The sequence below is a fragment of the Ruegeria sp. AM4 genome (assembly GCF_056540665.1).
The window spans coordinates 120,477-146,093 of record NZ_JBQFXD010000003.1 but is presented as its reverse complement, the minus strand read 5'-3'; the positions used below and the strand labels follow the sequence as shown (position 1 = coordinate 146,093).

General features: G+C 58.8%; 21 protein-coding genes and 1 tRNA gene. 12 read left to right on the top strand and 10 right to left on the bottom strand.

Features of this window, described 5'->3' with window-relative positions:
• Window position 1 precedes the first annotated feature (1 nt).
• The 3 genes from ACR0JA_RS08500 to ACR0JA_RS08490 all read right to left on the bottom strand — a co-directional run bounded on the left by ACR0JA_RS08500 (window position 2) and on the right by ACR0JA_RS08490 (window position 4,100).
• Complete coding sequence (locus ACR0JA_RS08500; RefSeq protein WP_480572738.1) at window positions 2-1,891, bottom strand: acyl-CoA synthetase; 1,890 nt, start codon at window positions 1,889-1,891, stop codon at window positions 2-4.
• 156 nt (window positions 1,892-2,047) lie between these two features.
• On the bottom strand, window positions 2,048-3,868 hold the full coding sequence (locus ACR0JA_RS08495) for an ABC transporter transmembrane domain-containing protein (protein ID WP_480572736.1): 1,821 nt from the start codon (window positions 3,866-3,868) through the stop codon (window positions 2,048-2,050).
• Window positions 3,869-4,026: 158 nt separating this feature from the next.
• Window positions 4,027-4,100, bottom strand: a tRNA-Gly gene (locus tag ACR0JA_RS08490).
• Window positions 4,101-4,332: 232 nt separating this feature from the next.
• On the opposite strand from ACR0JA_RS08490, the gene ACR0JA_RS08485 reads away from it, so the two are divergent.
• The gene (locus tag ACR0JA_RS08485; protein WP_480572734.1) at window positions 4,333-6,222 is read left to right on the top strand and encodes a PhoX family protein; all 1,890 of its coding nucleotides are present in this window, start codon (window positions 4,333-4,335) and stop codon (window positions 6,220-6,222) included.
• 69 nt (window positions 6,223-6,291) lie between these two features.
• Here ACR0JA_RS08485 and ACR0JA_RS08480 read toward each other — a convergent pair whose 3' ends face one another.
• A complete protein-coding gene (locus ACR0JA_RS08480) occupies window positions 6,292-6,780 on the bottom strand; it encodes an Lrp/AsnC family transcriptional regulator (RefSeq protein WP_480572732.1) in 489 nt (162 codons plus the stop codon).
• A gap of 103 nt (window positions 6,781-6,883) precedes the next feature.
• Between ACR0JA_RS08480 and putA the strand changes: the two genes are divergently transcribed.
• Window positions 6,884-10,285 carry a bifunctional proline dehydrogenase/L-glutamate gamma-semialdehyde dehydrogenase PutA gene (gene putA, locus ACR0JA_RS08475; RefSeq protein ID WP_480572730.1) on the top strand — a complete coding sequence of 1,134 codons (3,402 nt, stop codon included), beginning with the start codon at window positions 6,884-6,886 and terminating at the stop codon, window positions 10,283-10,285.
• A 42-nt stretch (window positions 10,286-10,327) separates the two neighbouring features.
• Window positions 10,328-11,071 (top strand): rhomboid family intramembrane serine protease, encoded by a 744-nt coding sequence (locus ACR0JA_RS08470; protein ID WP_480572728.1) that lies wholly within the window; start codon window positions 10,328-10,330, stop codon window positions 11,069-11,071.
• 9 nt (window positions 11,072-11,080) lie between these two features.
• On the opposite strand, the gene ACR0JA_RS08465 is transcribed toward ACR0JA_RS08470, so the two are convergent.
• The gene (locus tag ACR0JA_RS08465; RefSeq protein ID WP_480572726.1) at window positions 11,081-11,902 is read right to left on the bottom strand and encodes an IclR family transcriptional regulator; all 822 of its coding nucleotides are present in this window, start codon (window positions 11,900-11,902) and stop codon (window positions 11,081-11,083) included.
• Between the two features lie 204 nt (window positions 11,903-12,106).
• On the opposite strand from ACR0JA_RS08465, the gene bhcA reads away from it, so the two are divergent.
• The 4 genes from bhcA (at window position 12,107) to bhcD (ending at window position 16,504) form a co-directional block, all read left to right on the top strand.
• Window positions 12,107-13,297, top strand: coding sequence for an L-aspartate--glyoxylate aminotransferase BhcA (bhcA, locus tag ACR0JA_RS08460; protein WP_480572724.1), 1,191 nt, complete (start codon window positions 12,107-12,109; stop codon window positions 13,295-13,297).
• A 10-nt stretch (window positions 13,298-13,307) separates the two neighbouring features.
• On the top strand, window positions 13,308-14,279 hold the full coding sequence (gene bhcB / locus ACR0JA_RS08455; protein ID WP_480572722.1) for a beta-hydroxyaspartate dehydratase BhcB: 972 nt from the start codon (window positions 13,308-13,310) through the stop codon (window positions 14,277-14,279).
• 11 nt (window positions 14,280-14,290) lie between these two features.
• On the top strand, window positions 14,291-15,454 hold the full coding sequence (gene bhcC / locus ACR0JA_RS08450; protein ID WP_480572720.1) for a 3-hydroxy-D-aspartate aldolase BhcC: 1,164 nt from the start codon (window positions 14,291-14,293) through the stop codon (window positions 15,452-15,454).
• An 84-nt stretch (window positions 15,455-15,538) separates the two neighbouring features.
• A complete protein-coding gene (gene bhcD / locus ACR0JA_RS08445) occupies window positions 15,539-16,504 on the top strand; it encodes an iminosuccinate reductase BhcD (RefSeq protein WP_480572718.1) in 966 nt (321 codons plus the stop codon).
• A 56-nt stretch (window positions 16,505-16,560) separates the two neighbouring features.
• Here bhcD and ACR0JA_RS08440 read toward each other — a convergent pair whose 3' ends face one another.
• Both ACR0JA_RS08440 and ACR0JA_RS08435 read right to left on the bottom strand, forming a co-directional pair.
• Window positions 16,561-17,346 (bottom strand): inositol monophosphatase family protein, encoded by a 786-nt coding sequence (locus ACR0JA_RS08440; protein WP_480572716.1) that lies wholly within the window; start codon window positions 17,344-17,346, stop codon window positions 16,561-16,563.
• 96 nt (window positions 17,347-17,442) lie between these two features.
• Window positions 17,443-18,348 carry a LysR family transcriptional regulator gene (locus ACR0JA_RS08435; protein WP_480572714.1) on the bottom strand — a complete coding sequence of 302 codons (906 nt, stop codon included), beginning with the start codon at window positions 18,346-18,348 and terminating at the stop codon, window positions 17,443-17,445.
• Between the two features lie 95 nt (window positions 18,349-18,443).
• Between ACR0JA_RS08435 and metF the strand changes: the two genes are divergently transcribed.
• Window positions 18,444-19,310 carry a methylenetetrahydrofolate reductase [NAD(P)H] gene (metF, locus tag ACR0JA_RS08430; RefSeq protein ID WP_480572713.1) on the top strand — a complete coding sequence of 289 codons (867 nt, stop codon included), beginning with the start codon at window positions 18,444-18,446 and terminating at the stop codon, window positions 19,308-19,310.
• A gap of 143 nt (window positions 19,311-19,453) precedes the next feature.
• Window positions 19,454-20,116 (top strand): J domain-containing protein, encoded by a 663-nt coding sequence (locus ACR0JA_RS08425; RefSeq protein ID WP_480572711.1) that lies wholly within the window; start codon window positions 19,454-19,456, stop codon window positions 20,114-20,116.
• A 66-nt stretch (window positions 20,117-20,182) separates the two neighbouring features.
• On the opposite strand, the gene ACR0JA_RS08420 is transcribed toward ACR0JA_RS08425, so the two are convergent.
• A complete protein-coding gene (locus ACR0JA_RS08420; protein ID WP_480572709.1) occupies window positions 20,183-20,701 on the bottom strand; it encodes a YHS domain-containing (seleno)protein in 519 nt (172 codons plus the stop codon).
• A 246-nt stretch (window positions 20,702-20,947) separates the two neighbouring features.
• On the opposite strand from ACR0JA_RS08420, the gene yghU reads away from it, so the two are divergent.
• Complete coding sequence (gene yghU / locus ACR0JA_RS08415) at window positions 20,948-21,823, top strand: glutathione-dependent disulfide-bond oxidoreductase (RefSeq protein WP_480572708.1); 876 nt, start codon at window positions 20,948-20,950, stop codon at window positions 21,821-21,823.
• Between the two features lie 13 nt (window positions 21,824-21,836).
• On the opposite strand, the gene ACR0JA_RS08410 is transcribed toward yghU, so the two are convergent.
• Entirely contained in the window at window positions 21,837-22,625 is a 789-nt protein-coding gene (locus ACR0JA_RS08410) for an SseB family protein (RefSeq protein WP_480572706.1), read from the bottom strand.
• Window positions 22,618-23,205, bottom strand: coding sequence for a uracil-DNA glycosylase family protein (locus ACR0JA_RS08405; RefSeq protein WP_480572704.1), 588 nt, complete (start codon window positions 23,203-23,205; stop codon window positions 22,618-22,620). Before ACR0JA_RS08405 ends, ACR0JA_RS08410 begins: the two co-directional genes overlap by 8 nt.
• A gap of 204 nt (window positions 23,206-23,409) precedes the next feature.
• Between ACR0JA_RS08405 and ACR0JA_RS08400 the strand changes: the two genes are divergently transcribed.
• Window positions 23,410-24,069 (top strand): ABC transporter ATP-binding protein, encoded by a 660-nt coding sequence (locus ACR0JA_RS08400; RefSeq protein ID WP_480572702.1) that lies wholly within the window; start codon window positions 23,410-23,412, stop codon window positions 24,067-24,069.
• On the top strand, window positions 24,047-25,615 hold the full coding sequence (locus ACR0JA_RS08395; RefSeq protein WP_480572700.1) for a KpsE/RkpR family capsule polysaccharide export protein: 1,569 nt from the start codon (window positions 24,047-24,049) through the stop codon (window positions 25,613-25,615). The genes ACR0JA_RS08400 and ACR0JA_RS08395 overlap by 23 nt, the downstream gene beginning before the upstream one ends.
• The last annotated feature ends 2 nt before the right edge of the window (window positions 25,616-25,617 follow it).

Genomic DNA, 25,617 nt, shown 5'->3' with positions numbered 1-25,617 from the left:
TTTAGTCAGACCATTCCCACGGCCGGGTGAATGAGCCCAGCACTTTCGAAACATCGTCCTCGGAGGAGCCGTTCGCGTCAAGCTGCGCGACAAGCCCGCGTTTCTTGTCGTCAACGACCGAAACGACCCGGGCAGCGACACCGGCAGTTTCCAACGCGCCATTGTAAACGCGGGTGATGGCCTGTTTCCGCAAATCGGGCTTGAAAACTTTGCCAACGGCTGTTTTGGGCAACTCGCCCAAGATGGTCATGTGCTTTGGCTGCGCCGCGCGTTCATGCACGTGCACCTTGCAGAATTCCATCAATTCTTCTTCGGTTGCGGTCGCCCCCTCGACAAGCTCCACAAAGGCGCAAGGAACTTCACCCGAATGCGCGTCCGGCTGGCCGATTGCCCCGGCAAAAGCGACGGCGTCATGGCCCAGCAAAGCCTCTTCGATTTCAGCCGGGTCGATATTGTGACCGCCGCGGATGATCAGGTCCTTGGCGCGGCCTGTGATCCACAGATAGCCATCTTCGTCAAACCGGCCCAGATCTCCGGTCCGCAGGTATTTGTCGAAATGGTAGAGGTTCGCGTTCTTGTCGACCTCGGTATAGGTGTTGCCCGCATAGACGCCGGGGTTCGAGATGCAGATTTCGCCGATCTGATCCGCCCCGCACTCGGTCGGCCCATCCGGTCCGTCCTTCAGGATCTTGACATCCGTGTACGGGAACGGAATGCCGATTGAGCCGATCTTTTTCTCGCCGTCCACCGGATTGCACGACACCAGACAGGTCGCCTCGGTCAGGCCGTAGCCTTCGACGATGGTCACACCTGTCGCTTCTTCAAAGCGGCGGAACAGTTCGACCGGCAAAGGTGCCGAGCCTGAGAACGCAGTTTTCACGCTTGAGATATCAGCATCGACGGGCCGCTGCATCTTGGCCGAGATTGCGGTCGGGACGGTGATGATGAATGTCACCTTCCAACGTTCGATCAGCTTCCAGAAGTTGTCAAACACACCGTCGCCGCGATACCCGGCGGGTGTCGGGAATATGACATGAGCGCCCGACGACACAGCGGCCATGACGATCACATGTACCGCAAAGACGTGAAACATCGGCAGCGGGCACATGATGACGTCATTTTCGTCAAAAAGCAGCGTGTTGCCCAGCCAGCCGTTGTAAATCAGGCCCGAATACTTGTGCTGCGCCACTTTCGGCATGCCCGTCGTGCCGCCGGTGTGGAAATAGCAGGCGACCCGATCTTCCTTGCTGTCTTCAAAACCCAAGGTCGTCGGCTGCTTGGCCAGTTCGTTGTTGAAGTTCAGATAGTTTGCGTGTGCCAGCTTTTCCTTGTCGCCCATTTTGGGGCGCAGAAACGGGACCAGCCACGATTTTGGCGGCGTCAGATAACGGTTCAGGTCAATTTCCAGAATGGTCTTGACCCCCGGCGCGTGACGCACGGCCTCTTCAACCTTCTGGGCCACATCCGTTTTGGGGAAGGATTTCAGCGTGACAACAACTTTGGCACCGGTTTCGCGCAAAATGGCCGCGATCTGTTCGGGTTCCAGCAGCGGGTTGATTGGGTTCACGATCCCGGCGACAGCACCGCCCATCATGGTGACCAGCGTCTCGTTGCAATTGGGCAGCACATAGGCAACCACGTCTTTTTCCCCGATACCGAGCGAGCGGAACAGGTTGGCCGCCTGATTGACCTTGCCCAGCAATTCGGACCATGTCAGCGTCTCGGCCCTGTCCGTCGGACCAGACAACAGTTGAAAACTGATCGCCTTGTGGTTTGGGAATTTTCCCGCGGTACGCGACAACAACTGATGGAATGTGACCGGCACATCCCGATCCTCCCATGGCATTTCCTGTTCGATGCGCGCTTTGTCTTCCAATCCCACAAAGGCCATGTGGCTCCTCCCCATTTTTCTCCCGTGTCGTGCACGGGCTTCTGTTCGCTCCAAGATGGAAGCAAATGAGGGCCCGCGCAAGCAAGGGCTTAGCTATGGAAAGCAACAAAATGTAGAATGACGCTACGGCGAGTCCCGGAATGCCGGTACGTCACTTCATTCGGCGGCCACACCATCGGTGAACTGAAGCCGCGCAAGGCGGGCATAAAGCCCGTCCTGTGCCACCAGATCGTCATGCGTGCCCTGCGCCACGATTTGGCCTGCCTCAAGCACCACGATCCGATCCGCTTTTTTTACGGTCGCGAGCCGATGTGCGACGATCAACGTTGTCCGACCAGCCCGCATCTGGTCGACCGCGCCCTGCACCGCACGTTCGCTTTCGGCATCAAGGGCCGAGGTCGCCTCGTCCAGCAAAAGGACCGGCGCATCCCTGAGAATGGCCCGTGCGATGGCGATACGCTGCTTTTGACCACCAGACAGCATGACGCCGCGCTCGCCGACGAAACTGTCATAGCCTTGCGGCAAGGCGGCAATGAAGTCATGTGCTGCGGCGGCGCGGGCGGCGGCTTCAACCTCGGCATCGGTGGCGTCCAGACGCCCGAACCGGATATTTTCACGGGCCGAGGCGGCAAAGATCACCGGGTCTTGCGGCACCAATGCCATATGTTTACGAAATTCCGCACGGTCGAGATCGCGCAGGTTCACACCGTCCAGACAGACCTGTCCAGCCTCGGGATCGTAGAACCGCTGAATGAGCTGGATGACAGTTGTCTTGCCCGCACCGGACGGGCCGACAAATGCCACGGTTTCCCCCGGTTTGATCGACAGGTTGAGTTGCTCCAGCGCCGCATGTTCGGGCCGCGACGGATAGCGGAAGGTGACGTCGTCGAACAATATCTCGCCACGTACCGGCTGCGGCAGAGCCACGGTCCGTGACGGATCGACCACGGTGTCTTGCGCATTCAGCAACTCGGCCAGACGTTCGGTCGCCCCGGCGGCGCGTTGCAATTCGCTCCAGATTTCGGACAGCGCCGCAACCGAGCCCGCCATGATAACTGAATAGATCACGAACTGGATCAGAACGCCCTCGGTCATGATGCCGTTTCGCACGTCGTTGGCACCCATCCACAGCACGCCGACAATGCCCGAAAATACCAGAAAGATGACGATGACCGTCAGAATCGCGCGCGTCCAGATGCGTTTCAGAGACACCAGATAGGACGTCTCGGTCATGTCACCGAATTGTTTGCGGCTAGCCTGTTCGTGTGTAAAGGCCTGCACGGTCTGCACCGCACCCAACGCCTCGCCTGCATTGCCCGAAGATGCTGCGATCCAATCCTGATTTTCGCGGCTGATGACGCGCAGGCGGCGCCCAAGAACCAAAATCGGGACGATGACGATCGGGATCAGCAACAACACCAGACCGGTCAGCTTAGCCGAAGTCAGCAACATCAGCACTAGCCCGCCGATGAACATCAGCAAATTGCGCAACGCAATCGACACCGATGAGCCGATGACCGATTGAATCAGGGTCGTGTCGGTGGTGATGCGGCTCAGGACCTCTCCAGTCATGATGCGTTCGTAGAACTCGGGGCTCATCCCGATGACCCGGTCGAACACCGCCTTGCGGATATCCGCCACGACCCTTTCGCCCAGCCGCGTGACCAGCGCGTAGCGCACGCCCGTTCCCACCGCCAGAATGGCCGCGATGCCCAGCGCCGCCAGAAAATACCAATCCAGCAGCTCTCCGTCCTCGATGCGGAAATTGTCGACGACCCGCCGCACCGCCAGTGGCAGCGTCAAGGTCATCCCGGCTGTCAACACCAGCGCAAGCGTGGCACCGATCATCAGCCCACGATACGCTTTCATGAAGGGCCACAAGGACGCAAGAACACCCAGCTTTTTCGAGCTCGCCCGCTCTTCCTGGGCACCGGGGGCCTGGGTCTGAACCTGGGTATCGGTACGTGATCTTGCCATTTTTGGCCCTTGCCTTCAGATTTCGGGACCGGGGTGTCCCCGGTGTCAAAACTTCTTGGCGATACGGGCACCCGGGGTCAAGCGGTCAACCCGAATGCCACGTCCATTGGGGGCCATTTGACGCAAGCAATAACCTGTATGAAGCTGTCCGGCTGAGGTGGAGCGGGTAGACGGAATCGAACCGACATAGCCTGCTTGGAAGGCAGGGGCTTTACCATTAAGCTATACCCGCTCAGCGTCTTGGCTGATTATTTTATGTGCCAACTGTCGTCAAGCAGGAAGTTGGAATTCTTTCCGCTCAGCCATGCTGCATCATCAGCGATACCGATTGAATAGTCTTGTTCCAATACACAGACGCGCGCGGACAAATGCTGCACCTTGCCTTAAGACATGTTTAACTTTCCTGTCACAATCCACGGTTACATCCGGCTCATTCTACCGACTCAGACAGCCAGGAGCTATCCATGACCGACATCAACCCCACCACATTGTCTGCCGACGACTGGGACGAGTTGCATTTCCCACGCCCTGCGGAAAACGACTTTGACCGGGTTGTGGAAGCCGCCATTTCCCGACGCGGATTTTTGGCCGGAGTCGTGGCCTTTGGGTCCGGCGCTGCCGCGATAGGCACAGGTCTGTTGAGCTCGACAGCCGCGCAGGCTGTGGAAGCGTCGCGCTACGCCTTTACCCCGATTGCCGCGCAAACAGACGGTAATGTCCACGTACCAGAGGGGTACGAGTGGAAAATGCTGATGCGTTGGGGCGATCCGCTGTTTTCGGATGCGGAAGCCTATGATCTGACCGACGGCGGTGCGGTCGAAAACTCCGACAGAATCTTTGGCGAGAACACCGATGGAATGGAGACCTTCTCGTTCCGGGGTCATGAATTGATCGCGATCAATCACGAATACCCGAACCGCAAGATCAACCTGCCCGCCGCGCAAGAAGGTGTACCGGCCAGCGCCAACGATGTCCTGAAACTTCAGAACATTCAGGGCGTGACGGTGATGGAGATCACGGAAGGCCCCGAGGGCTGGTCGGTTGTCAAGGACAGCCCCTTCAACCGTCGTATCCACCACAACAGCCCGATGAAAATCGTCGGTCCCGCCGCCGGTCATGACCTGTTGAAGACCGAAGCCGACCCGACCGGTACCGCGTCGCTCGGCACCATGAATAATTGCGGGTCGGGCAAGACCCCCTGGGGCACGTATTTGACCTGCGAAGAGAACTTCAACGGTTACTTTGGCTCGTCCGACGAAAATGCCAACTACGACCCAGAAGTTGCCGACGGCTTCAAGCGCTATGGCGTAAAGGCCGAAAGCTGGAACGGCTACGAGCTGTTCGACCCGCGCTTTGACACGTCGAAAAACCCGAATGAGCCGCACCGCGCGGGCTGGATCGTTGAAATCGACCCGACCAAGCCCGAAAGCACCCCGGTCAAGCACACTGGCCTGGGCCGTTTCAAGCATGAGAATGCTGAAGTTGCCTTGGCAGCGGACGGTCGTGTCGTTGTCTATATGGGCGATGATGAGCGGGGTGAGTATCTGTACAAGTTCGTCTCGAACGCCGCCTACGCGCCCGGTGTCGATACCCAGAACCTGCTGAACGACGGCACGCTCTATGTTGCAAAGTTCAATGATGACATGTCCGGCGAATGGCTGCCGCTGACGCCGGAAACCACTGGCATGGACGCGGCCGAAATCCTGATTTTCACCCGCATGGCCGCATCCGCTGCGGGCGGCACAACCATGGACCGCCCCGAATGGGTGGCCTCCAGCCCTGTCACGGTCGAGGCCTATTGCTGCCTGACCAACAACAAGAACCGAGGCGTGAAACCAAATGCCGGAGGGGATGACACCGTTGCCAACGGCCCCAACCCGCGTGACTCCAATAAGTACGGTCAGATTGTTCGCTGGCGTCCGACAGACGAGGATCACGCGGCCACCAGCTTTGACTGGGATCTCTACGTCATGGCGGGCAATCCTACGGTACATTCGGACGACCGCGCTGGTTCGCCCAACGTGAACGAAGGCAACCTGTTCAATTCGCCCGATGGTATGGCCATCGACTCAACCGGTCTGGTCTGGATTCAGACCGACGGCAATGACGACAACGAAGACGATTTCGCGGGTAACGGCAACAACCAGATGCTGGTTGGCGACCCCGTCACCGGCGAGATTGCTCGTTTCATGACCGGCCCGAATGGCTGTGAAGTCACCGGGCTGGCGTGGTCAAACGATCGGCGCACCATGTTTGTCGGCATTCAGCACCCGGGCAGCAATTGGCCCGACGGCGGCACCCCCCGTTCTTCAGTGATCGCGATTAAGCGGGCCGACAACGGTCTGGTCGGCTGACATTGTCCATAAGAATATTGTCCATAAGAATACAGCGCCCCCAAGAATTGGGGGCGTTTTTTATTTGGCTCAACCCTCTGAACCCGGTGGGTCCATCAAACCCGTCTCCTTAACCGCCTCCATCGCAACGAAGGTCGACGTGTTGGCCACATGCGGCAGTGATGAGATCTTTTCGGCCAACACAGCGCGGTATTGCGACATCGAACCGGTACGTACCTTGAGCAGATAGTCGAAATTTGAAGCGATCATGTGGGCCTGTTCGATCTCGGCAATCCGCTGGACCGCAGCGTTGAATTCAGCCAGCGCCCGTTCGCGTGTGTCTGTCAGGCGCACCTCGACAAAGGCCACGTGATCAAGCCCCAACCGTATCGGGTCCAGCATGGCGCGATATCCGGTAATGATCCGGTCTGCCTCAAGCCGCTTGAGCCGCGCCTGCGTTGGCGATTTGGAAAGCCCGATCCGACGCGCCAGATCCGCCACCGAAATCCGTCCGTCTTCGGCCAATGCGGTCAGGATCGCCTGATCAAAGCGGTCAAGGCCGGACAAGTCTTTTTGCATCGCAAATCCCCTTAATTTCGATCCAATCGACCTCTGAATGTCAATTTTCGGTCCATCGTCCCGGTCACACACAGCTATACTGGACAAAAACACCGGAGTACACATGTCACACAGCCTGCGCACAAAGATCGACTCTCTCACCTATGCCGATCAATCCGACATTCTTGATGCGCTGATTGCGCAGGCCGATCTGGCACAAGCCGACCGCAGCGCCATTTGCGAGGCAGCGGCACAGTTGGTGCGCGACATCCGCTCAAGCACCGCGCCGGGTTTGATGGAGGTCTTTCTGGCCGAATATGGTCTGTCCACCGACGAGGGCGTGGCGCTGATGTGTCTGGCCGAAGCACTGCTGCGTGTCCCTGATGCCGACACGATCGACGCTTTGATCGAAGACAAGATTGCACCATCGAATTGGGGCAAACACCTGGGTCAGTCGTCGTCGCCACTGGTCAATGCATCGACTTGGGCGTTGATGCTGACCGGGCGCGTTCTGGACGATGGCGAAACCTCGCCCGTCAGCGCCATACGGGGTGCGATCAAGCGGCTCGGCGAACCGGTAATCCGCACCGCCGTCGGTCGTGCGATGAAAGAGATGGGGCGCCAGTTCGTTCTGGGCGAGACCATCCAGTCCGCCATGTCCCGCGCCAGCGGGATGGAAGGCAAAGGCTATACCTATTCCTACGACATGCTGGGTGAGGCCGCCCGGACCGAAGCCGACGCCGCGCGCTATCATCTGTCCTATTCGCGCGCCATTGCAGCTATTGCCGAGGCCTGCACCCACGACGATATCCGCGCCAATCCGGGCATCTCGGTGAAACTGTCCGCTTTGCACCCGCGCTACGAATTGGCGCAGGAACAGCAAGTCATGGGCGAATTGGTTCCGCGCCTGCGGGCGCTGGCCTTGCTGGCCAAAGCCGCAGGTATGGGCCTGAATGTGGATGCCGAGGAAGCCGACCGTCTGTCCCTGTCGCTTCAGGTCATCGAAGAGGTGATGGCCGAGCCCGCTTTGGCCGGATGGGACGGATTTGGCGTGGTCGTTCAGGCCTATGGCCCGCGTGCGGCTTTGGTTCTGGATACGCTATACGACATGGCGGAACGGTATGACCGCAAGCTGATGGTACGGCTGGTCAAAGGTGCTTATTGGGATACCGAGATCAAGCGCGCGCAGGTCGAAGGTGTCGATGGGTTTCCGGTCTTCACGCAAAAGGCCGCGACGGACGTGTCCTATATCGCCAATGCGCGCAAACTGCTGGGCATGACCGACCGGATCTATCCGCAGTTCGCGACGCATAATGCCCATACTGTCAGCGCCATCCTGCATATGGCAGATGGTCAGCCGTTCGAGTTTCAGCGCCTGCACGGCATGGGTGAAACGTTGCATCAAATCGTCATGGATCAGCAAAACACCCGTTGCCGCATATACGCCCCGGTTGGTGCGCACCGTGATCTTCTGGCTTACCTGGTCCGGCGCCTGTTGGAAAACGGTGCGAATTCATCCTTCGTGAACCAGATCGTTGATGAGGATGTCGCACCTGAAGAAGTGGCCGCCGATCCATTCCTGACCGTAGGAGCCCCATCTACGTCGTTGCCGACCGGGCCGGAACTGTTTGAGCCCGAACGCCCGAACGCCCGAGGGTTCGATCTGCAGCACACACCTACGCTGGACCGGATCGATGCTGCCCGCGACGCGTTCCGCGCGCATCACTGGTACGCCTGCCCACTGTTGTCCGGTGATGCCAAGCCGCTGGATGAGCACCCGGTCATCAATCCGGCGCTGCCACAGGATCGTGTCGGCTCGGTTGCAGCAGCCAGCGATTCTGATGTGGAACTCGCACTGGCGTCCGCGCGACCGTGGAATGCGACGCCCGAGGACCGTAGCCGCGCGCTGAACGCCGCCGCCGACCTCTACGAAACGCACTACGGCGAGCTTTTTGCCCTGCTGGCGCGTGAGGCTGGAAAATCCGTACCGGACGCGGTCGCGGAACTGCGCGAGGCGGTGGATTTCCTGCGCTACTACGCCGCTAGAATCCCGCAGGCAGACCCTGCTGGCATTTTCACCTGCATCAGCCCGTGGAACTTTCCTCTGGCGATCTTCAGCGGTCAGATTGCCGCCGCTTTGGCCACTGGCAATGCAGTGCTTGCAAAACCCGCGCCGCAGACGCCTCTGATTGCACATCGCGCGGTCCAGTTGATGCACGAGGCAGGGGTGCCGCGCGACGCGCTGCAATTGCTGCCCGGCGGTCCGTCGGTCGGTGCAGCGCTGACATCGGATCCGCGCGTGTCTGGCGTGACCTTTACCGGGTCAACGGCAACAGCTCAGAAAATCCGATCCGCAATGGCGGACAATCTGCGCCCCGGGACGCCGTTGATCGCCGAAACCGGCGGTCTGAATGCCATGATCGTCGACAGTACCGCCCTGCCCGAACAAGCCGTACAATCGATCATCGAAAGCGCGTTTCAGTCGGCGGGACAACGCTGTTCGGCACTGCGCTGCCTGTATGTGCAGGAAGACATCGCCGACGACCTCCTGACCATGCTGCAAGGCGCAATGGATGCTTTGCAGGTTGGCGAGCCCTGGAAGATTTCTACCGATTGCGGTCCGGTCATTGATGCGCAGGCATTGCAAACGATCACCGATCACATCGCACTGGCGCGCCTAGAGGGCCGGGTTCTGAAAGAATTGCCGACCCCGCCGATTGGTACATACGTCGCGCCAACTCTGATCGAGGTATCGGGCATCGCGGCGCTGGAGCGCGAGATATTTGGCCCCGTCCTGCACGTCGCCCGGTTCAAAGCGCAGGAGATCGACGCAGTCATCTCCGATATCAACGCAACTGGGTATGGTCTGACCTTTGGTCTGCACACCCGGATCGACGACCGCGTACAGCATGTGACCGACGCCATCCACGCGGGCAATATCTATGTCAACCGCAACCAGATCGGCGCCATTGTCGGCTCGCAACCGTTCGGAGGTGAAGGCTTGTCCGGCACCGGTCCCAAAGCGGGCGGGCCGAACTACCTGGCCAGATTCTGCGCTCCGGATCGGCAAGCGACGTCTGAGACGTGGGACACGACAATGGCCGACCTGCCCGCCGCCACGGGCCGCCCGGCTCAGGAAGAGACCCGATCTTTGCCCGGACCAACCGGTGAGTCCAACCGGTTGAGTGAATTCCCTCGCCCCCCGCTTTTGTGCCTGGGTCCGGGGGAAAACGCGGCACAGGCTCAGGTCGACGCGGTGCAGGCCCTCGGCGGCATCGCGATCCGCGCGACTGGCGCATTGGATCTGCACCGGCTTGAGAACCTGACCGGGTTCGCCGGCGTCCTTTGGTGGGGGGATGACAGCACCGCGCGCGAGATCGAGCAACATCTGGCGCGTCGTCCCGGACCGATCCTGCCGCTGATCCCCGGTCTTCCGGACAGGACGCGGGTCTTGGCCGAACGCCATGTCTGCGTCGACACCACCGCAGCCGGTGGCAATGCTGCCCTGTTGGGAGGTGCGGCGTAAGCGGCCCTTGACGCTGGGCCGCGAAAAGCCCAGCGTCGCGCCATGTTTCCGATCCGCGATCATAATCCCTCGGGCCGCACGCCCTATGTCGTCTATGCGTTGATGGCATTGAATATCCTGATCTTCCTCAGCTATGTCGGGATCATGGACGAGGTGCGGCTGATCAACCGGCTGTATTTCGATTATGCCATTATCCCGGCCCGGATTGCGGACGGTTTCGCGCTGGAAACTCTTGTAACTTCGATGTTCCTGCACGGTGGCTGGATGCATCTTGCTGGAAACATGCTGTTCCTCTGGATCTTCGGTGACAATCTGGAAGACGAAATGGGTCACCTGCCATTTCTTCTGTTCTATCTTGTCGCCGGTATTGGGGCGGGGCTTGTCCATGTTGTGACCGCACCGGGTTCAGTTGTGCCGACCATCGGCGCGTCCGGTGCGATTGCTGCGGTGATGGGAGGCTATCTGCTGCTGTTCCCCAAAGCCCGCGTTGATATCCTTTTGATATTGATCGTTTATTTCCGCATATTCACGATCCCTGCCTACATAATGCTGGGCGTATGGCTTGGGATGCAATTCGTTGGTAGCTTCGCCAACGACCCGGATCAGGGCGGAGTTGCCTATTGGGCTCATACCGGCGGCTTCGCCGTGGGTCTTGTTTTGTGCATTCCGCTTTGGTTGAAACGCGGCGGCGCCGAGTATTGGACGCGCACACACGGGCACCCGCCTCACCCGGAACACAAATACAAGCTGTCGCAATCGCGCATACCGCGCGTGCCCCGTAGGTAAAAACGGGGATCAGTCTGATGGACGGTGGCCACCGCTGAGGTCGGTGATCTCGGATGCTGCCTCAACCACCAGCGCGGCCAGATCCGCCGCACGATCTTGCCCGAACCGCACCGTCGGTCCCGAAACCGAAACACCAGCACAGGGTTCAGCCTTGTTGTCGAAAATGGCCGCACCAATACAGGACATGCCATAATATCGTTCTTCCCGGTCATGCGACCAGCCCCGGGCACGGGTTTCCGCCAGATCCCGCCTCAAGTCATCGCCCGGCAACCGCGTATGTTCAGTAAAAGCCTCAGCGTCCAACCGTTGCATCAGTTTGGTCACAGCGCCTTCGCCAAGCTCTGACAAGATCGCCTTACCTGTGCCCGAGGCATACATGGGCGTCCGCGCACCCGGCGGGAAAAAGGCACGGATCGGGTTCTGCGTTTCGACCTGCCCCACAAACACAACCTCAGCCCCATCTGGTACCGCAAGATTGGCCGTTTCACCGCTTTGCTGCATCAGGCGGCGCAGGATCGGGCGTCCAACCTCAAGCACGCTGTTGCGGCGCAGGAACGACGCTCCGGTCCGATATGCCTCGATCCCGATCATCCATTCCTGCCGCTCGTCGTCGAAGGTGACGAAACCATGGTTTTGCAGCGTGGTCAGAATCCGATGCGTAGTGGCCGTGGGCACGCCGGTTTCGCGCGCCAGATCGCTTAGTGCTGCGCGCTCGACGCGGGCGACCGCAGTCAGAACACCCAAGGCCCGGTCCAGCGACTGCATCGTCCCGGCCGAGCTTTCCTTGAACTGTGATTTGGGCCTGCCCCGTGGTCTTTTCTGAGTCTCCATTTTGGTCCCATCCTCGACGCCAAATCGCCCTTCGGCCCAGAAGTTTATTTTCAGCCCCAATCTCCACCCGCAGGAATGGAAAACAGGAACGCGTTTCTTAACAGCATATTAGCGGGTAAAATCAAAAAATGAAAATATTTTTCAAGAAAATTGCGAAATCCACCATTTCCGGCGACACTTATCTTCAAAGCGGAGGACACAGCGATGTCAAATCAGAACCCGGTCTTTATTCCCGGCCCAACGAACATCCCTGATCGGCTGCGCCTTGCCATGCAGGTGCAGACTCAGGATCACCGCGCGCCGGATTTTGTCGAAACCTTTGCGCCCGTTCTTGAAGATACCAAAAAGGTGTTTGGCACCCAGAGCGGTCAGATCGTCACCTTCCCGTCCAGCGGGACCGGAGGGTGGGAGGCTGCCGTTACAAACACGCTCAGCCCCGGCGACAAGGTCTTGGTTGCGCGCTACGGGGTTTTCAGCCACCGCTGGATTGACCTGTGTGAACGGCATGGGCTGGACGTTCAGGTCGTTGAATGCACCTGGGGCGATGGCGCACCCGCCAATACGTTCCAGAACATCCTGTCGGACGACGCAGCCCATGACATCCGTGCCGTTCTGGTCACGCATAATGAAACAGCGACCGGAGTGCGCTCAGACATCGGTGCGGTTCGGCAGGCCATCGATGCGGCAGGCCATCCGGCGATGCTGTTTGTCGATTGTGTCAGTTCGCTGGCCTCAATGCCCTTCGAGTTCGACAAATGGGGTGTCGATATTGCAGTTTCTGGCTCGCAAAAGGGGTTCATGCTTGCGACGGGCATGGCAATCCTCTGCGTCAGCCCAAAGGCTTTGGTTGCGATGGACACCGCCACTCTGCCGCGTACGTTTTTCGATTTCAGCGACATGATTGCGGCGAATGCGTCCGGCGGGTTTCCCTACACCCCGCCGCTGCAACTGATCTACGGCATGCGAGAAAGCCTGAAGATGCTGTTCGAAGAGGGTCTGGACAATGTATATGCCCGCCACTTCCGACTGGCCGAAGGTGTCCGCCGCGCCGTTGATGCCTGGGGGCTGGAACTGGTTGCCAACTCGCCCGAGCTGTATTCGGACACTGTCAGCGCGATCTACGTTCCCGAAGGGTTCGACAGCAATGCCCTGACGGATCATGCATTCAACGCCTATGGCGTTTCATTTGGCATCGGCCTGGGGCAGTTGAACAGCAAGGCCTTTCGTATCGGGCACCTCGGCAGTCTGACGGATGTTATGGTTCTGTCCGGGCTGGCCACAATCGAGATGGCGATGGCCGATCTGAACTACCCGATTCAGTTGGGTAGCGGCGTGGCTGCGGCACAGGAATACTACCGCTCTGGCCCGCATGGCCGGGCGCAAGCCGCAGCATAAGGAGCTTCTGATGTTGGACCATATTCCCGCCGCCGACCTGACGATCGACGATATGCGCGCTGCACAGGATCGGATCAGGCCGCATATCCGGCAAACTCCGGTTCTGCACTCGGACTATCTGAACGATCTGACCGGAGCCCAGTTGTTTTTCAAATGCGAGAACTTTCAGGAGGCCGGCGCCTTCAAAGTGCGCGGCGCATGCAATGCGGTGTTCGGCCTTGATGATGAAAAGGCCCTAAAGGGCGTCTGCACTCATTCGAGCGGCAATCACGCATTGTCTCTGTCCTACGCCGCTGGTCGCCGGGGCATACCGTGCAACGTCGTTATGCCGCGCACTGCGCCACAGGCCAAGAAGGATGCGGTTCGCCGGTTTGGCGGCACGATCACCGAATGCGAGCCGTCGACCTCATCGCGCGAGGCCACTTTTGCCGAAGTACAGGCAAAGACCGGCGGCGAATTCGTACACCCCTACAACGATCCCAGAGTGATCGCGGGTCAGGCAACCTGTTCGGCCGAATTGCTTGAACAGACAGGCGGCGTTGACGCGGTTATTGCGCCGATTGGTGGCGGTGGGATGGTCTCGGGCACTTGCCTGACGGTCTCGAACCTGGCGCCTGAAACCGCGATCTATGCGGCAGAGCCCGAGCAGGCGGATGATGCATACCGGTCGTTCAAGGCGGGCCACATCATCGCTGATGACGCGCCGAAAACCATAGCCGACGGGTTGCTCGTGCCGCTCAAGGAAAACACCTGGCACTTTGTGTCCAAGAACGTGACGGACATCTTCACTGCATCGGATGCCGAAATCGTCGATGCGATGAAGCTGACCTGGAAATATCTACGCGTGGTGATGGAGCCATCTTCGGCAGTGCCCCTCGCGACCATTCTTAAGAACCCGGACATATTCCGCGGCAAACGCGTTGGCGTGATTGTCACCGGCGGCAACGTGGATCTGGACAAACTGCCCTGGCTGAAAGGGTAAGGAGGAACGAGATGAACAAACCCGTAAACATCAATGAACTGGACGTCGGTTTCGATATCCCTGCCGCGATCGGCATGGATGAGAGCGAGATCCAAACCCCATGCCTGATCCTTGATCTGGACGCGCTCGAGCGGAACATCAAGAAGATGGGCGACTATGCCAAGGCTCATGGCATGCGCCATCGGGTGCACGGCAAGATGCACAAATCGGTTGATGTCGCGAAGCTGCAGGAAAAGCTGGGTGGCGCGATAGGTGTGTGTTGCCAGAAAGTGTCCGAGGCCGAGGTTTTTGCGCGCGGCGGCATCAAGGACATTCTGGTATCCAATCAGGTGCGTGATCCGGCCAAGATCAACCGGCTGGCGCAGCTGCCAAAGCTTGGTGCCCGTACGATTGTCTGTGTCGATGACGTTGACAACGTCGCCGATCTGTCGGCAGCGGCGGCCAACCACGGAACAGAGCTTGAGGTCTTTGTCGAGATCGACTGCGGCGCTGGCCGCTGCGGCGTGACCACCACCCCAGCGGTCATAGAAATCGCCAAGGCTGTCGACGAAGCGCCCAACCTGAAATTCACCGGCATTCAAGCTTATCAGGGCGCGATGCAGCACCTCGATACCTATGAGGCCCGCAAGGAAAAGCTGGACACTGCAATCGCTATGGTCAAGGAAGCGGTTGATGGGCTCAAGGCCGAAGGGATCGACTGCGAACTGGTCTCGGGCGGCGGTACCGGGTCGTATTATTTCGAAAGCAATTCGGGCATTTATAACGAGCTTCAGTGCGGCTCTTACGCGTTCATGGATGCGGACTATGGTCGAATTCTGGACGAGAACGGCAAGCGGATCGATCAGGGCGAGTGGGAGAACGCGCTGTTCATTCTGACCAGCGTTATGAGCCACGCCAAAGCGGATAAAGCCATCTGCGACGCGGGCCTCAAGGCGCAGTCGGTCGATAGCGGCTTGCCTTTCATCTATGGCCGTGACGATGTCGAATACCTCAAATGCTCGGACGAGCACGGCGTGATCGGCGATCCTGATGCTGTTCTGAAGGTCAACGACAAGCTGCGTCTCGTGCCCGGCCATTGCGACCCTACCTGCAATGTCCACGATTGGTATGTCGGTGTTCGAAACGGCAAGGTCGAAGCCCTTTGGCCGGTTTCGGCACGCGGCAAAGCGTACTGAACACGGTTTTTGTTGATCAAAGGGGCGGCGTTTCCACCGCCCCGTTTGCATTGCGGCCATCACGGCACGAGAAAGGCACAAACGATGATCATCGTACCTGAAAAGGAAATCAGCGCCCTGTTGGGGCGGACGGAAAGTTACGAGGCGGTCGAGCAGGTTTTTGCCGCGATGGCCTCGGGCGATGCGTATAACTTTCCGGTGGTGCGCGAGGCCATTGGACACGCCGATGCGCTTTACGGATTCAAAGGTGGATTTGACCGGGCGGGCATGACGCTGGGCCTAAAGGCCGGTGGGTATTGGCCCAACAATCTGGAAACACATGGGCTGATCAATCACCAGTCGACCGTATTTCTGTTTGATCCGGACACAGGACGGGTCAAGGCGGTGGTCGGTGGCAACCTTCTGACTGCGCTCAGAACCGCTGCGGCCTCTTCGGTTTCGATCAATCATCTGGCGCGTAAGGACGCCAAGGTCATCGGGATGGTTGGAGCGGGGCATCAGGCCAAATTCCAGCTACGGGCCGCGCTGGAACAGCGCGCGTTTGAAAAGGTCATCGGTTGGAACCTGCATCCCGAGATGCTGCCAAACATTGCCGAAGTCGCAGACGAAGCGGGATTGCCATTTGAGGCCGTGGATCTGTCGGGACTGACTGAGGCGGATGTCATAATCACTATCACCTCGTCCTTTGCCCCGTCCCTGATGTCAGAGCATGTCTCGGACGGCACGCACATCGCCTGCATGGGAACCGACACCATTGGCAAACAAGAGGTCGCGACCGATCTGGTCGCCCGTGCGCGCGTCTTTACCGACGAAGTTGCGCAATCGATAACGCTCGGCGAATGTCAGCACGCGGTCGCCGCAGGCTCGAAGACCGAAGCCGATATTCGGCAGATTGGCGAGGTGATCAACGGCACGCATCCCGGGCGACAGTCGGACGACGAAGTGACTCTGTTCGATGGTACAGGCGTCGGATTACAGGATCTGGCCGTCGCAAGCGCGGTTGTTGATCTGGCCGCCAAGCAAGGCATCGCGATTGAAGTTGACTTCTGAACAACAAAGCGCGCCTCAAACGGGGCGCGCCTTTCGCTTTCAGGTAAGCAGAGTGCTTAGCCGCGGATAACCTTGGCGAACGTGTCAAAGATCGGCTCATTGGCGCAGATCACTTCGCCATCGTCCAACACGCTGCCCTCGGGGTTCAGCGCCTGAACAAAGCCTCCGGCTTCCTTGACGATGATAATACCGGCGGCCAGATCCCAGGCGTTCAGGCGGCGTTCCCAGAATCCTTCGTAACGACCGGCGGCCACATAGGCCATGTCCAGCGCCGCGGCGCCCCAGCGGCGCACGCCGGCGCAGGCGGGCATCAGTCGGGCCAAGTCCTGCAATGTCGCCGGCAGGTCCGAGCGACCTCCGAACGGCAGACCGGTCGAAAAGATCGATTCGATCATGCGATGACGGCCCGAGACACGAATTCGGGTGTCATTCATCCACGCGCCCTCGCCCTTTTCGGCAAAGAACATCTCGTCCTTGGCGGCGTCATAGATCACACCGGCTACGATCTTGCCTTTGTGTTCCAGCGCAATCGAAACGGCCCAGTGCGGCAGACCGTGCAGAAAGTTGGTGGTGCCGTCCAGCGGATCGACGATCCAGCGGCGGGTCGGGTCTTCGCCATCGATGGATCCGCCCTCTTCGGCCAGCCAGCCATAGGTCGGACGCGCACCCAGCAGTTCCTCTTTCAGGATCGCTTCGGCGGCGATGTCGGCCTTGGAAACAAAGTCCCCCGCGCCTTTCATCGACACTTGCAGGTTCTCGACTTCACGAAAATCCTTGACCAGAGACCGCCCCGCCTTGCGCGCGGCTTTGATCATGATGTTGAGATTTGCACTGCCAACCATTGTCCAAAGGCTCCTGTCCGGTCAAACCGCGCGTATACTGGGGCAATGCGTCCTTGCCAAGAGGAATGATGCGCATAGCAGACCCGCAATTTACGCCTATTGTGACTGCAACTTGCGCGCCTCGGTCCGGGCCAGTTTCACCAGCTCCTGAACAAAGGGTTTTTCCAGATCCTCGGACCGCACAGCGGCGTAGAGCCTGCGCGTGATCCCGTCTTTGGTCAGGGGCCGCGTGACGTAGTCCGAGTTGTACTTGACCTCGCGCACCACCCAGTCGGGCAGGACAGATATTCCCCGGTTTGAGGCAACGAGCAACAGGATCACTGCGGTCAGTTCAACCTGTCGGATCGTCGCCGGTTCCACCCGCGCGGGGATCAATAACTGGCTGAACACATCCAGGCGCGTGCGTTCGACGGGATAGGTGATCAGGGTCTGACCGCGAAAATCCTCGGCCTCGATATATGTCTTCTTGGCCAGAGGGTGCGCCGAAGCCGCGACAAAAACCGCGTTGTAGTCAAAAAGCTCCACGAATTCGACGCCCGGCAAATTTTCGGGGTCGGATGAAACGACCAGATCCACCTCTTCTTTTTGCAGGGCCGGTAAGGCGTCGAAGGCCAGTCCGGGGCGGATGTCGACATCCACGTCAGGCCAGGATTTTCGAAAGTTTTCCAGCACGGGAAACAGCCATTCGAAACAAGCGTGGCATTCGATCGCGATATGCATGCGCCCGGTCTTGCCGTCGCGCAGCGACGAAAACTCATCCTGCATCGCCTCGACCTGCGGTAATATCTGTTCGGCCAAACGCAACAGACGCAACCCCGCAGCCGACAGTTTCATCGGTTTGGACCGACGCAGGAACAGTTCGACCCCGGCCTGATCCTCCAACCCCTTGATCTGATGGCTCAGCGCCGATTGCGTGATGTTGAGCTGATCCGCAGCCCGGGCCAGACCGCCGCATTCATGGATCGCCTTGATGGTGCGCAGGTGCCGGAATTCGATATGCATCTTTCACATGACTCATGTTGTTCTTGAGCAATATGAATTTGTCTCACATTGCCAGACATGGCACAAGGGCACAAACGACAACCCGAGAGGCCATGATGACCCAGCCCGAGATATCCTTTGAGTTCTTTCCGCCCCAGACGCTTGAGGCATCTTTCCGGCTTTGGGATACGGTTCAGACACTCGCGCCGCTGGAACCCCGGTTTGTGTCGGTGACGTACGGTGCGGGTGGAACAACGCGTGAACTGACTCGCGATGCGGTTGCGACTTTGCACAAATCATCTGGTCTCAAGGTGGCGGCGCATCTGACTTGCGTGGATGCGTCGCGTCAGGAAACCCTGGATATCGCCGATAGTTTTGCGCGCGCCGGGGTCGAGAACATTGTTGCCTTGCGGGGCGATCCCCCGAAAGGAACCGACCGCTTTGAGCCGCACCCGGACGGTTTCGCCAATTCTGTCGAGCTGATTTCGGCGCTGGCCGAGACCGAGATGTTCAATATCCGCGTTGGCGCATACCCTGACATCCACCCCGAAGCTCAAAACGCGCGCACGGATATTGATTGGCTCAAGGCTAAATTGGACGCCGGTGCGGACGAGGCGCTGACGCAGTTCTTTTTCGAGGCCGAGACTTTCTTCCGCTTTCGCGACGCCTGCGCCAAAGCTGGGATCGACAAGCCGATCGTCCCGGGCATACTGCCCATCGAAAATTGGAAAGGTGCGCGGAACTTTGCACGGCGCTGCGGGACGCGCATACCGGACTGGGTCGAGCAAGCGTTTGAGAAGGCACTGCGCGACGACCGCGAAGAGCTGTTGGCAACAGCGCTCTGCACCGAGTTGTGTTCCGACCTGATCGACGGTGGCGTGGACAAGCTGCACTTTTACACGCTTAACCGCCCGGAACTGACCCGTGACGTGTGCTTTGCGTTGGGGATCACGCCGCGCACCGCATTGCAGAACGTTGCCTGACGCCTTGGGATTCGACTTTCGCAACAATCCGGGTTTGGCGTAGCGACTGTGCGCCAAACCACTGCCAATACACGGAAAAATTTGACAAAAATGTGACCGATGGCAAACTGGCCTTGGTTAAGTTTTGAAGAGTTTTCCGAGTTATGGAACCAGTAAACAAAGTAAATGCACGGGCCGAGGCCCTGCACGCCCTCGGGCTATCCCAAGGCGCTACGGCCAGAGACATTCGCAATGCCTGGCGCGACATCGCCTTTCATGCACATCCCGACCACACCGGTGGGGATTATTCCGATTTCTCGAAGGCCAAGACCGCGTATGATTTTCTGCGCAAAGAGGGTCTGACAACGACAGGCCCAGACGGTCCGGCCACACCGAAGCGTCCGACACTGAAAAAGCGATTGATCGATCTGGCCGCATCAGAAATCGAAATTTGCCGCGGCATGCTGCGCCCGGATCAGGCGCTGTGCCACATGCGGGGCAATCAGGACGACGCTCTGGGTGCCGTCGACTCAGATATTGCGGATCACGTGCCGGACGCCATCGGATGTTTCGGGCGAGAATTGACGTATTTTGTCACAACGCCAGTCTGCGAGGGTTCGAACCGCGTGGCTTTGCCCACGTCGGTCCTGGCCAGTGGTCGAAAGTCCGACCCCGAAATCCTGTCGTTCCAGTCCAAGAACGCAGGTCCGGGCGAAGTCATCGTCCCCGACACCATCCGCGAGCGGAAATTCCCCGGGGCCAAGAGTGTCAAAATCCGGTTCGAAGCGGATCAGAGCATGCGTGACGCGTTCTGGCTCGCCTCGTAGATATGGCCATACGCCAGACAAAAGCCCGGCCGAATTGGGACCGGGCTTTCATACTATCCGTCCCGATTAGTTCGAGATCGGACCTTCCGAGGTAAATTTCGGGATCACACTGGTCGATGCGGCATCCGATTCAATACCAGGCCAGTTGCCTTCGGCCAGATTGATGTTGCCGGGCACGTCCTCTTCCCAGAATCCAACAACCACATCAGTGATGTTCAGATACAGCTTGTCATCAACAATTCGCCACAGGTTTGGATTGGCCGGAACCTTGCCACCCTTTGAGACGCCATAGGCGCAGTGACCGTCATACTGGGGGGCGTAGAAGGCTGGGTTTTCAAGGAACTTGTCACGGTTTTCTTCACTGGCAAAAGCCCAGGTGGCGCCGTTGTAGTCGGCAGTGATGTCCGCACGACCGCGCACTGGCGCAGGCTGCGACTGGCCAATCGCTGACTGATCCAGACTGCGATACGAGACGACATCGTAGCCCGAGACTGCAAATCCGGTTCCATCGACATATTGGTCCCCAGCGAAAACGGGTGCAGCAAATGCAAGGGCGAATGCGGTGGTCAGCGCAAAGCGTTTCATGTGGTAATCCTTCGTATCCTTACGGTTTCAGGGTGCCCGAACTGCGGGTCTGATCAGACAATAGGTGATTCTGAGGATACGCGAAGTGCACCTCGCGCCCCTGTGACCATCAAACAGCAAACGTGAGGGCGAAAGGGCCGGATTGTTACAAAACCCGTCGATCATCAGGGGTTGGACTTTGCCGATTGCAATATTAGCTGTCAGAACAGCCGCCCGCTGACCGGGCTTTGATAAGGAATGCAGGACATGAGCGATCAATCCACCTACACCCCTCCGAAGGTCTGGACCTGGGACAGCGAAAGCGGTGGGCAGTTTGCCAATATCAACCGGCCGATCGCCGGGGCGACGCATGACAAGGATCTGCCGGTTGGGAAGCACCCGCTTCAGCTTTATTCGCTGGCGACACCCAACGGGGTCAAAGTAACCATCATGCTCGAGGAGTTGCTGGCCTTGGGTCATTCCGAGGCCGAATACAACGCCTGGCTTATCAACATCGGTGAGGGCGATCAATTTGGCTCGGGCTTTGTCGATGCCAACCCGAACTCGAAGATTCCCGCGTTGTGGGACCGGTCAGGCGAAAACCCGGTCCGGGTATTCGAAAGCGCCTCGATCCTGTTTCATTTGGCAGAAAAGTTTGGCGCGCTCCTGCCCGAAGCGGGCCCGGAACGCACCGAAGTGATGAATTGGGTGTTCTGGCAGATGGGCAGCGCGCCCTATCTGGGTGGCGGGTTTGGCCATTTCTACGCCTACGCACCGGAAAAATGGCAATATCCGATTGATCGATTTGCCATGGAAGCCAAACGCCAATTGCACGTCCTGGATCGGGAACTGGAAAACAAGACCTATATCGCAGGTGACGAGTATACGATCGCTGATATCGCCATCTGGCCCTGGTACGGGCAATTGGTTCTGGGCCGTCTTTATGAGGCGGCAGAATTTCTGGAAGTCGAATCGTACAAGAACGTTATGCGGTGGGCCAAGACCACCGACGCCCGTCCGACAGTTCAGCGTGGACGCATGGTCAACCGGCCGTTTGGCGAGCTGCACACCCAACTGCATGAACGCCACGATGCCAGTGACTTTGAGACCCGCACCCAGGACAAGCTTGAGCCCGCGGACTAAGCAGCCGGAATTTCTATTTTAGAATTGGGGGCCGCGCGGGATCACTGCCCGGGGCGGCCCTTTCCATCGCTGGTGCATGTGGCTGCGGCAGATCAAACCGCAAACCGACCCGAGCCAGAGCCTGTGCTGCAGGGTCGTCTGCCGCAAAGAACCCCACATCCAGCGCGCCAGCTTCTATCCCAGAGAACGTAAGCGCCTCGGATAGGGCGCGGGCCAAAGCCGGTTCTGCGCCCTCGACCGTGTCCACAAACCCCAACAGGTGGCCTTGTCCGCCGGACTTGGATTTGGTTCCCACAAGAAAAGCCGCAGCGGCCAATCCTGCTGCTGTCGCCAATTTGGCGTCCAAAGCCTTCAGCAAGGTTTCCGGCAAACCCGCCGGTGGCAGAAACGCGGCGAACTCTTGCTGCACCTCTTCTGGCCCGTGTTGCAGTGTTTCCGACAGCCAGCCCAGCGCCTCGGACGGGATCAGCATCGATGACGGCGCCACTTCAAGGTTCAGGCCCAGCCCGACCGCTTGCCCTGACAACATCGAAGACAACACCCGGCCCGACAAAGCAACGTAGGGTACAGGACGTCCGGCAAATTGCGCCAGACGTTCTTCACGATCAAAGGCCAGAACGAACCGTCCATCCGCCACTTCGAACAATTCTGGCGAGATGTTTTCGTCCCGCGCCTCTTCGCTCAGCATCAAAAACAGCTCGGAATCTGCCAGGCGCTCGAAAAACCGCAACCGCGCGGCGTCGTCTTGCGGCACAGCTTCCATCGCAGCATGCGCCCTGTCCAATGCGGTTGTGTCAGTCATTCAGCACCTCTTGCACCCGGGCCCGCAGAACCGGCAACAGGCCGGCCTCGAACCAGGGGTTTTTCTTCAGCCAAGCCGTATTGCGCCAGGACGGATGAGGCAAGGCAAAGACCCGCGGCGCATGGTCCCGCCAGTTCCGCACTGTCTCCGTTACCGATGTTTTGGAGCCGAGATGATAGGTATGCGCGTGCCCGCCGACCAGGACGGTCAAGGGCACCTCGCCCAACGTGGCCATCACCTTGTCATGCCAGGTTCGGCGGCAAACCGCAGGCGGCGGCAAGTCGGCCTTTCGGTCGTTGTAGCCGGGAAAGCAAAATGCCATCGGGACGACTGATACAACGGAAAGGTCGTAAAAAGTCTGCTCGGTCAAACCAAGCCAGTCGCGCAGCCGATCCCCGGAGGGATCGGTGAAGGGCCGACCAGACTCGTGCACGCGCGCCCCAGGTGCCTGCCCGGCAATTAGCAGACGCGCGCCGGGTCGAAACCAGACAACCGGCCGCGGCTGATGCGCTGTTGCGGTCCGGGCGAACCGGTCTTCGCAGATCCGGCAGGATTCAATGGCTTTGATCAGGTTGGTCATGTCTCGGTCGCGCGTTCCATCGGCTATCGGATGAACATATAACCCCAGACGACTGGGTCCAGAACCATCCCGAGATCACACCTGCCTGATGGCTTGCGGACGCGCATTGATCATTTGTTTCATAATTCGACATAATGTAGCCAACATGGATCGGTAGAACCCACGTCTTCAAACCGACGCAAAACAAAGAAATACAGGCCTCGCATGCTGGAATTTGAGAATGTCAGCAAGTCCTTCTGGACCGGAACGCGCCGCAAGGTGATTCTGGACCGGGTCTCGTTTCGCGTCGAACTTGGCACCTCGCTGGGTGTGCTGGCCCCGAACGGTACAGGAAAGACGACGCTGATCAACATGATGGCCGGTCTGGAAAAACCGGATGAAGGCGTGATCCGCCGCGATTGTCGCGTGTCCTTTCCGATGGGCTTTACGGGTGGCGTCGCTAAACGTCTGTCCGCGCTGGAAAACGCGCGCTATATCGCGAATATCTACGGCATGGACCCTGATTACGTCGAAGCGTATTGCAAGTGGCTGTGCAATCTGGGTGAGTATTTCGATCAACCGCTGGGCACATACTCGTCAGGGATGCGAGCCCGGTTCACGTTTGCGCTTATGCTGGCGCTGGATTTCGACATGTACCTGATTGACGAAGGAATGCCGTCGACTACAGATGTCGAATTCAACAAAAAGGCGGGCGACATCCTGCGGGAACGGCTGCGCACAACAACATTGGTACTGGTGTCCCACAACCCCTCGGTTCTGGAAAAATTTGCCCGTCAGGCAGCCGTTTTGCTGGACGGGCAATTGTATATGTTTGATTCCTTGGAAGAGGCGAAGCAGCTCTATGACTACCAAACCCAAGGCTAGAAAATACAATCCCAATCGCTCGCCCAGCGGTGAAGGCACGGCTGAGGCGCGTTCCGACGCAATTGCCCGGATCAGGCGTGCAACCCAGGATCAGGACCAGCCGCAAGAGGTCAGCCCCGCGACCGATATCGACGCAATCAAACGCGAAGGTCTGACTGGGCGACAATTACGCGTCGCACGGCGGCTGGCGCAAAAGAACGGGTTGCCGGCCACCTCGGACTATGACGCGGTGCGCCTGTTGCGGCAAAAGGGCATTGATCCGTTTCAGCGGGCGAACCTTCTGGATCTGGCAGCCAATGACCAACCCAAGTCGGACGCGGCAAAGGTTAAAGTACAATTGCCGCAGACGATGGGTGATGCGCCCAAAAATCTGCCCGGCCCCGAACTGACCCCAAGCCAGCGCCGGGAATTCGAGATCGGCCAGATCCAGAAGGACATCGCCCGGCGGCGCAAGCGCAAACTGTTTGCCATGTTCGCGCGACTGGCGGTGTTTGTTTTTCTGCCCACCCTTGTTGTCGGCTATTACTTCTATCGCGTGGCGACCCCAATGTATGCCAGCTCTTCAGCCTTTTCGATTCTTCAGGCGGATGGGGCGGCAGGCGCGATTGGCGGGTTTCTATCCGGCACCCAATATGCGACGGCGCAGGACTCAGTTGCCAGTCAGGAGTTTCTGGAGTCCAAGGATGCGCTCCAACGGCTGAACGGTGACCTTGGGTTCAAGGATGTGTTCAAACAATCTTGGATCGACCCGATCCAGCGCCTGTCGCCCGACGCGACGCTCGAAGAAGAATACAAGCTTTATAAGAAAGTGGTCACCATCGGATATGACCCTTCGGACGGCATCGTCCGTATGGAGGTGGCGACGCCAGACCCGGACTATTCGGTCGAGGTTTCGCAACGCCTGATCCAATACGCAGAAGAAACCATCAACAACCTGTCCGAGCTGAAACGCGAGGATCAGATGCGCGAGGCGCTCAACAGCTTTGAAAATGCGCAGGCCGCGCGCAAACAGGCGCAGGAGGACCTGATCGAGTTGCAACTGCAAGGCGCGGTGCTGGACCCGCAAAGCGTGATTCTCAGCCTGCGGACCCGTATCGACCAGTTCGAGCTTCAGCTTCAGGACAAAGAGCTGCAACTGGCGGCTTTGTTGGACAATCTGCGGCCCAATCAGGCCAAGGTGGATGGTGTTCGTGCCGATATTGAACGCCTCGAGGCGGTTCTGGCAGAATTGAATGCCGAAATGCTGGATGTCTCTGCCGGCGAAAACTCGCTGGCGCGCCTGAACGTCCGGATTCAGATGGCGCAGGCGGACCTTGCTGCGCGGGACATGATGCTGCAATCGGCAATGCAGCAAGTGGAAACCACGCGGACCGAAGCGAACCGCAAGGTGCGCTATCTGACCGTCTCGGTGAACCCCGTTGCCAGTCAGTCGCCCACCTATCCGCGCAAGTTCGAAAATACGATTTTGGCTTTCCTGTTGTTTGCTGGTATCTACCTGATGATCTCGCTTACCGCGTCGGTCCTTCGTGAACAGGTATCCTCGTAAAG

Bases quoted from the DNA above. Each gene is read 5' to 3' on its own strand.
- ACR0JA_RS08500 (WP_480572738.1), bottom strand. From the start codon at position 1,891: ATGGCCTTTGTGGGATTGGAAGACAAAGCGCGCATCGAACAGGAAATG.
- ACR0JA_RS08495 (WP_480572736.1), bottom strand. From the start codon at position 3,868: ATGGCAAGATCACGTACCGATACCCAGGTTCAGACCCAGGCCCCCGGT.
- ACR0JA_RS08485 (WP_480572734.1), top strand. From the start codon at position 4,333: ATGACCGACATCAACCCCACCACATTGTCTGCCGACGACTGGGACGAG.
- ACR0JA_RS08480 (WP_480572732.1), bottom strand. From the start codon at position 6,780: ATGCAAAAAGACTTGTCCGGCCTTGACCGCTTTGATCAGGCGATCCTG.
- putA (WP_480572730.1), top strand. From the start codon at position 6,884: ATGTCACACAGCCTGCGCACAAAGATCGACTCTCTCACCTATGCCGAT.
- ACR0JA_RS08470 (WP_480572728.1), top strand. From the start codon at position 10,328: ATGTTTCCGATCCGCGATCATAATCCCTCGGGCCGCACGCCCTATGTC.
- ACR0JA_RS08465 (WP_480572726.1), bottom strand. From the start codon at position 11,902: ATGGAGACTCAGAAAAGACCACGGGGCAGGCCCAAATCACAGTTCAAG.
- bhcA (WP_480572724.1), top strand. From the start codon at position 12,107: ATGTCAAATCAGAACCCGGTCTTTATTCCCGGCCCAACGAACATCCCT.
- bhcB (WP_480572722.1), top strand. From the start codon at position 13,308: ATGTTGGACCATATTCCCGCCGCCGACCTGACGATCGACGATATGCGC.
- bhcC (WP_480572720.1), top strand. From the start codon at position 14,291: ATGAACAAACCCGTAAACATCAATGAACTGGACGTCGGTTTCGATATC.
- bhcD (WP_480572718.1), top strand. From the start codon at position 15,539: ATGATCATCGTACCTGAAAAGGAAATCAGCGCCCTGTTGGGGCGGACG.
- ACR0JA_RS08440 (WP_480572716.1), bottom strand. From the start codon at position 17,346: ATGGTTGGCAGTGCAAATCTCAACATCATGATCAAAGCCGCGCGCAAG.
- ACR0JA_RS08435 (WP_480572714.1), bottom strand. From the start codon at position 18,348: ATGCATATCGAATTCCGGCACCTGCGCACCATCAAGGCGATCCATGAA.
- metF (WP_480572713.1), top strand. From the start codon at position 18,444: ATGACCCAGCCCGAGATATCCTTTGAGTTCTTTCCGCCCCAGACGCTT.
- ACR0JA_RS08425 (WP_480572711.1), top strand. From the start codon at position 19,454: ATGGAACCAGTAAACAAAGTAAATGCACGGGCCGAGGCCCTGCACGCC.
- ACR0JA_RS08420 (WP_480572709.1), bottom strand. From the start codon at position 20,701: ATGAAACGCTTTGCGCTGACCACCGCATTCGCCCTTGCATTTGCTGCA.
- yghU (WP_480572708.1), top strand. From the start codon at position 20,948: ATGAGCGATCAATCCACCTACACCCCTCCGAAGGTCTGGACCTGGGAC.
- ACR0JA_RS08410 (WP_480572706.1), bottom strand. From the start codon at position 22,625: ATGACTGACACAACCGCATTGGACAGGGCGCATGCTGCGATGGAAGCT.
- ACR0JA_RS08405 (WP_480572704.1), bottom strand. From the start codon at position 23,205: ATGACCAACCTGATCAAAGCCATTGAATCCTGCCGGATCTGCGAAGAC.
- ACR0JA_RS08400 (WP_480572702.1), top strand. From the start codon at position 23,410: ATGCTGGAATTTGAGAATGTCAGCAAGTCCTTCTGGACCGGAACGCGC.
- ACR0JA_RS08395 (WP_480572700.1), top strand. From the start codon at position 24,047: ATGACTACCAAACCCAAGGCTAGAAAATACAATCCCAATCGCTCGCCC.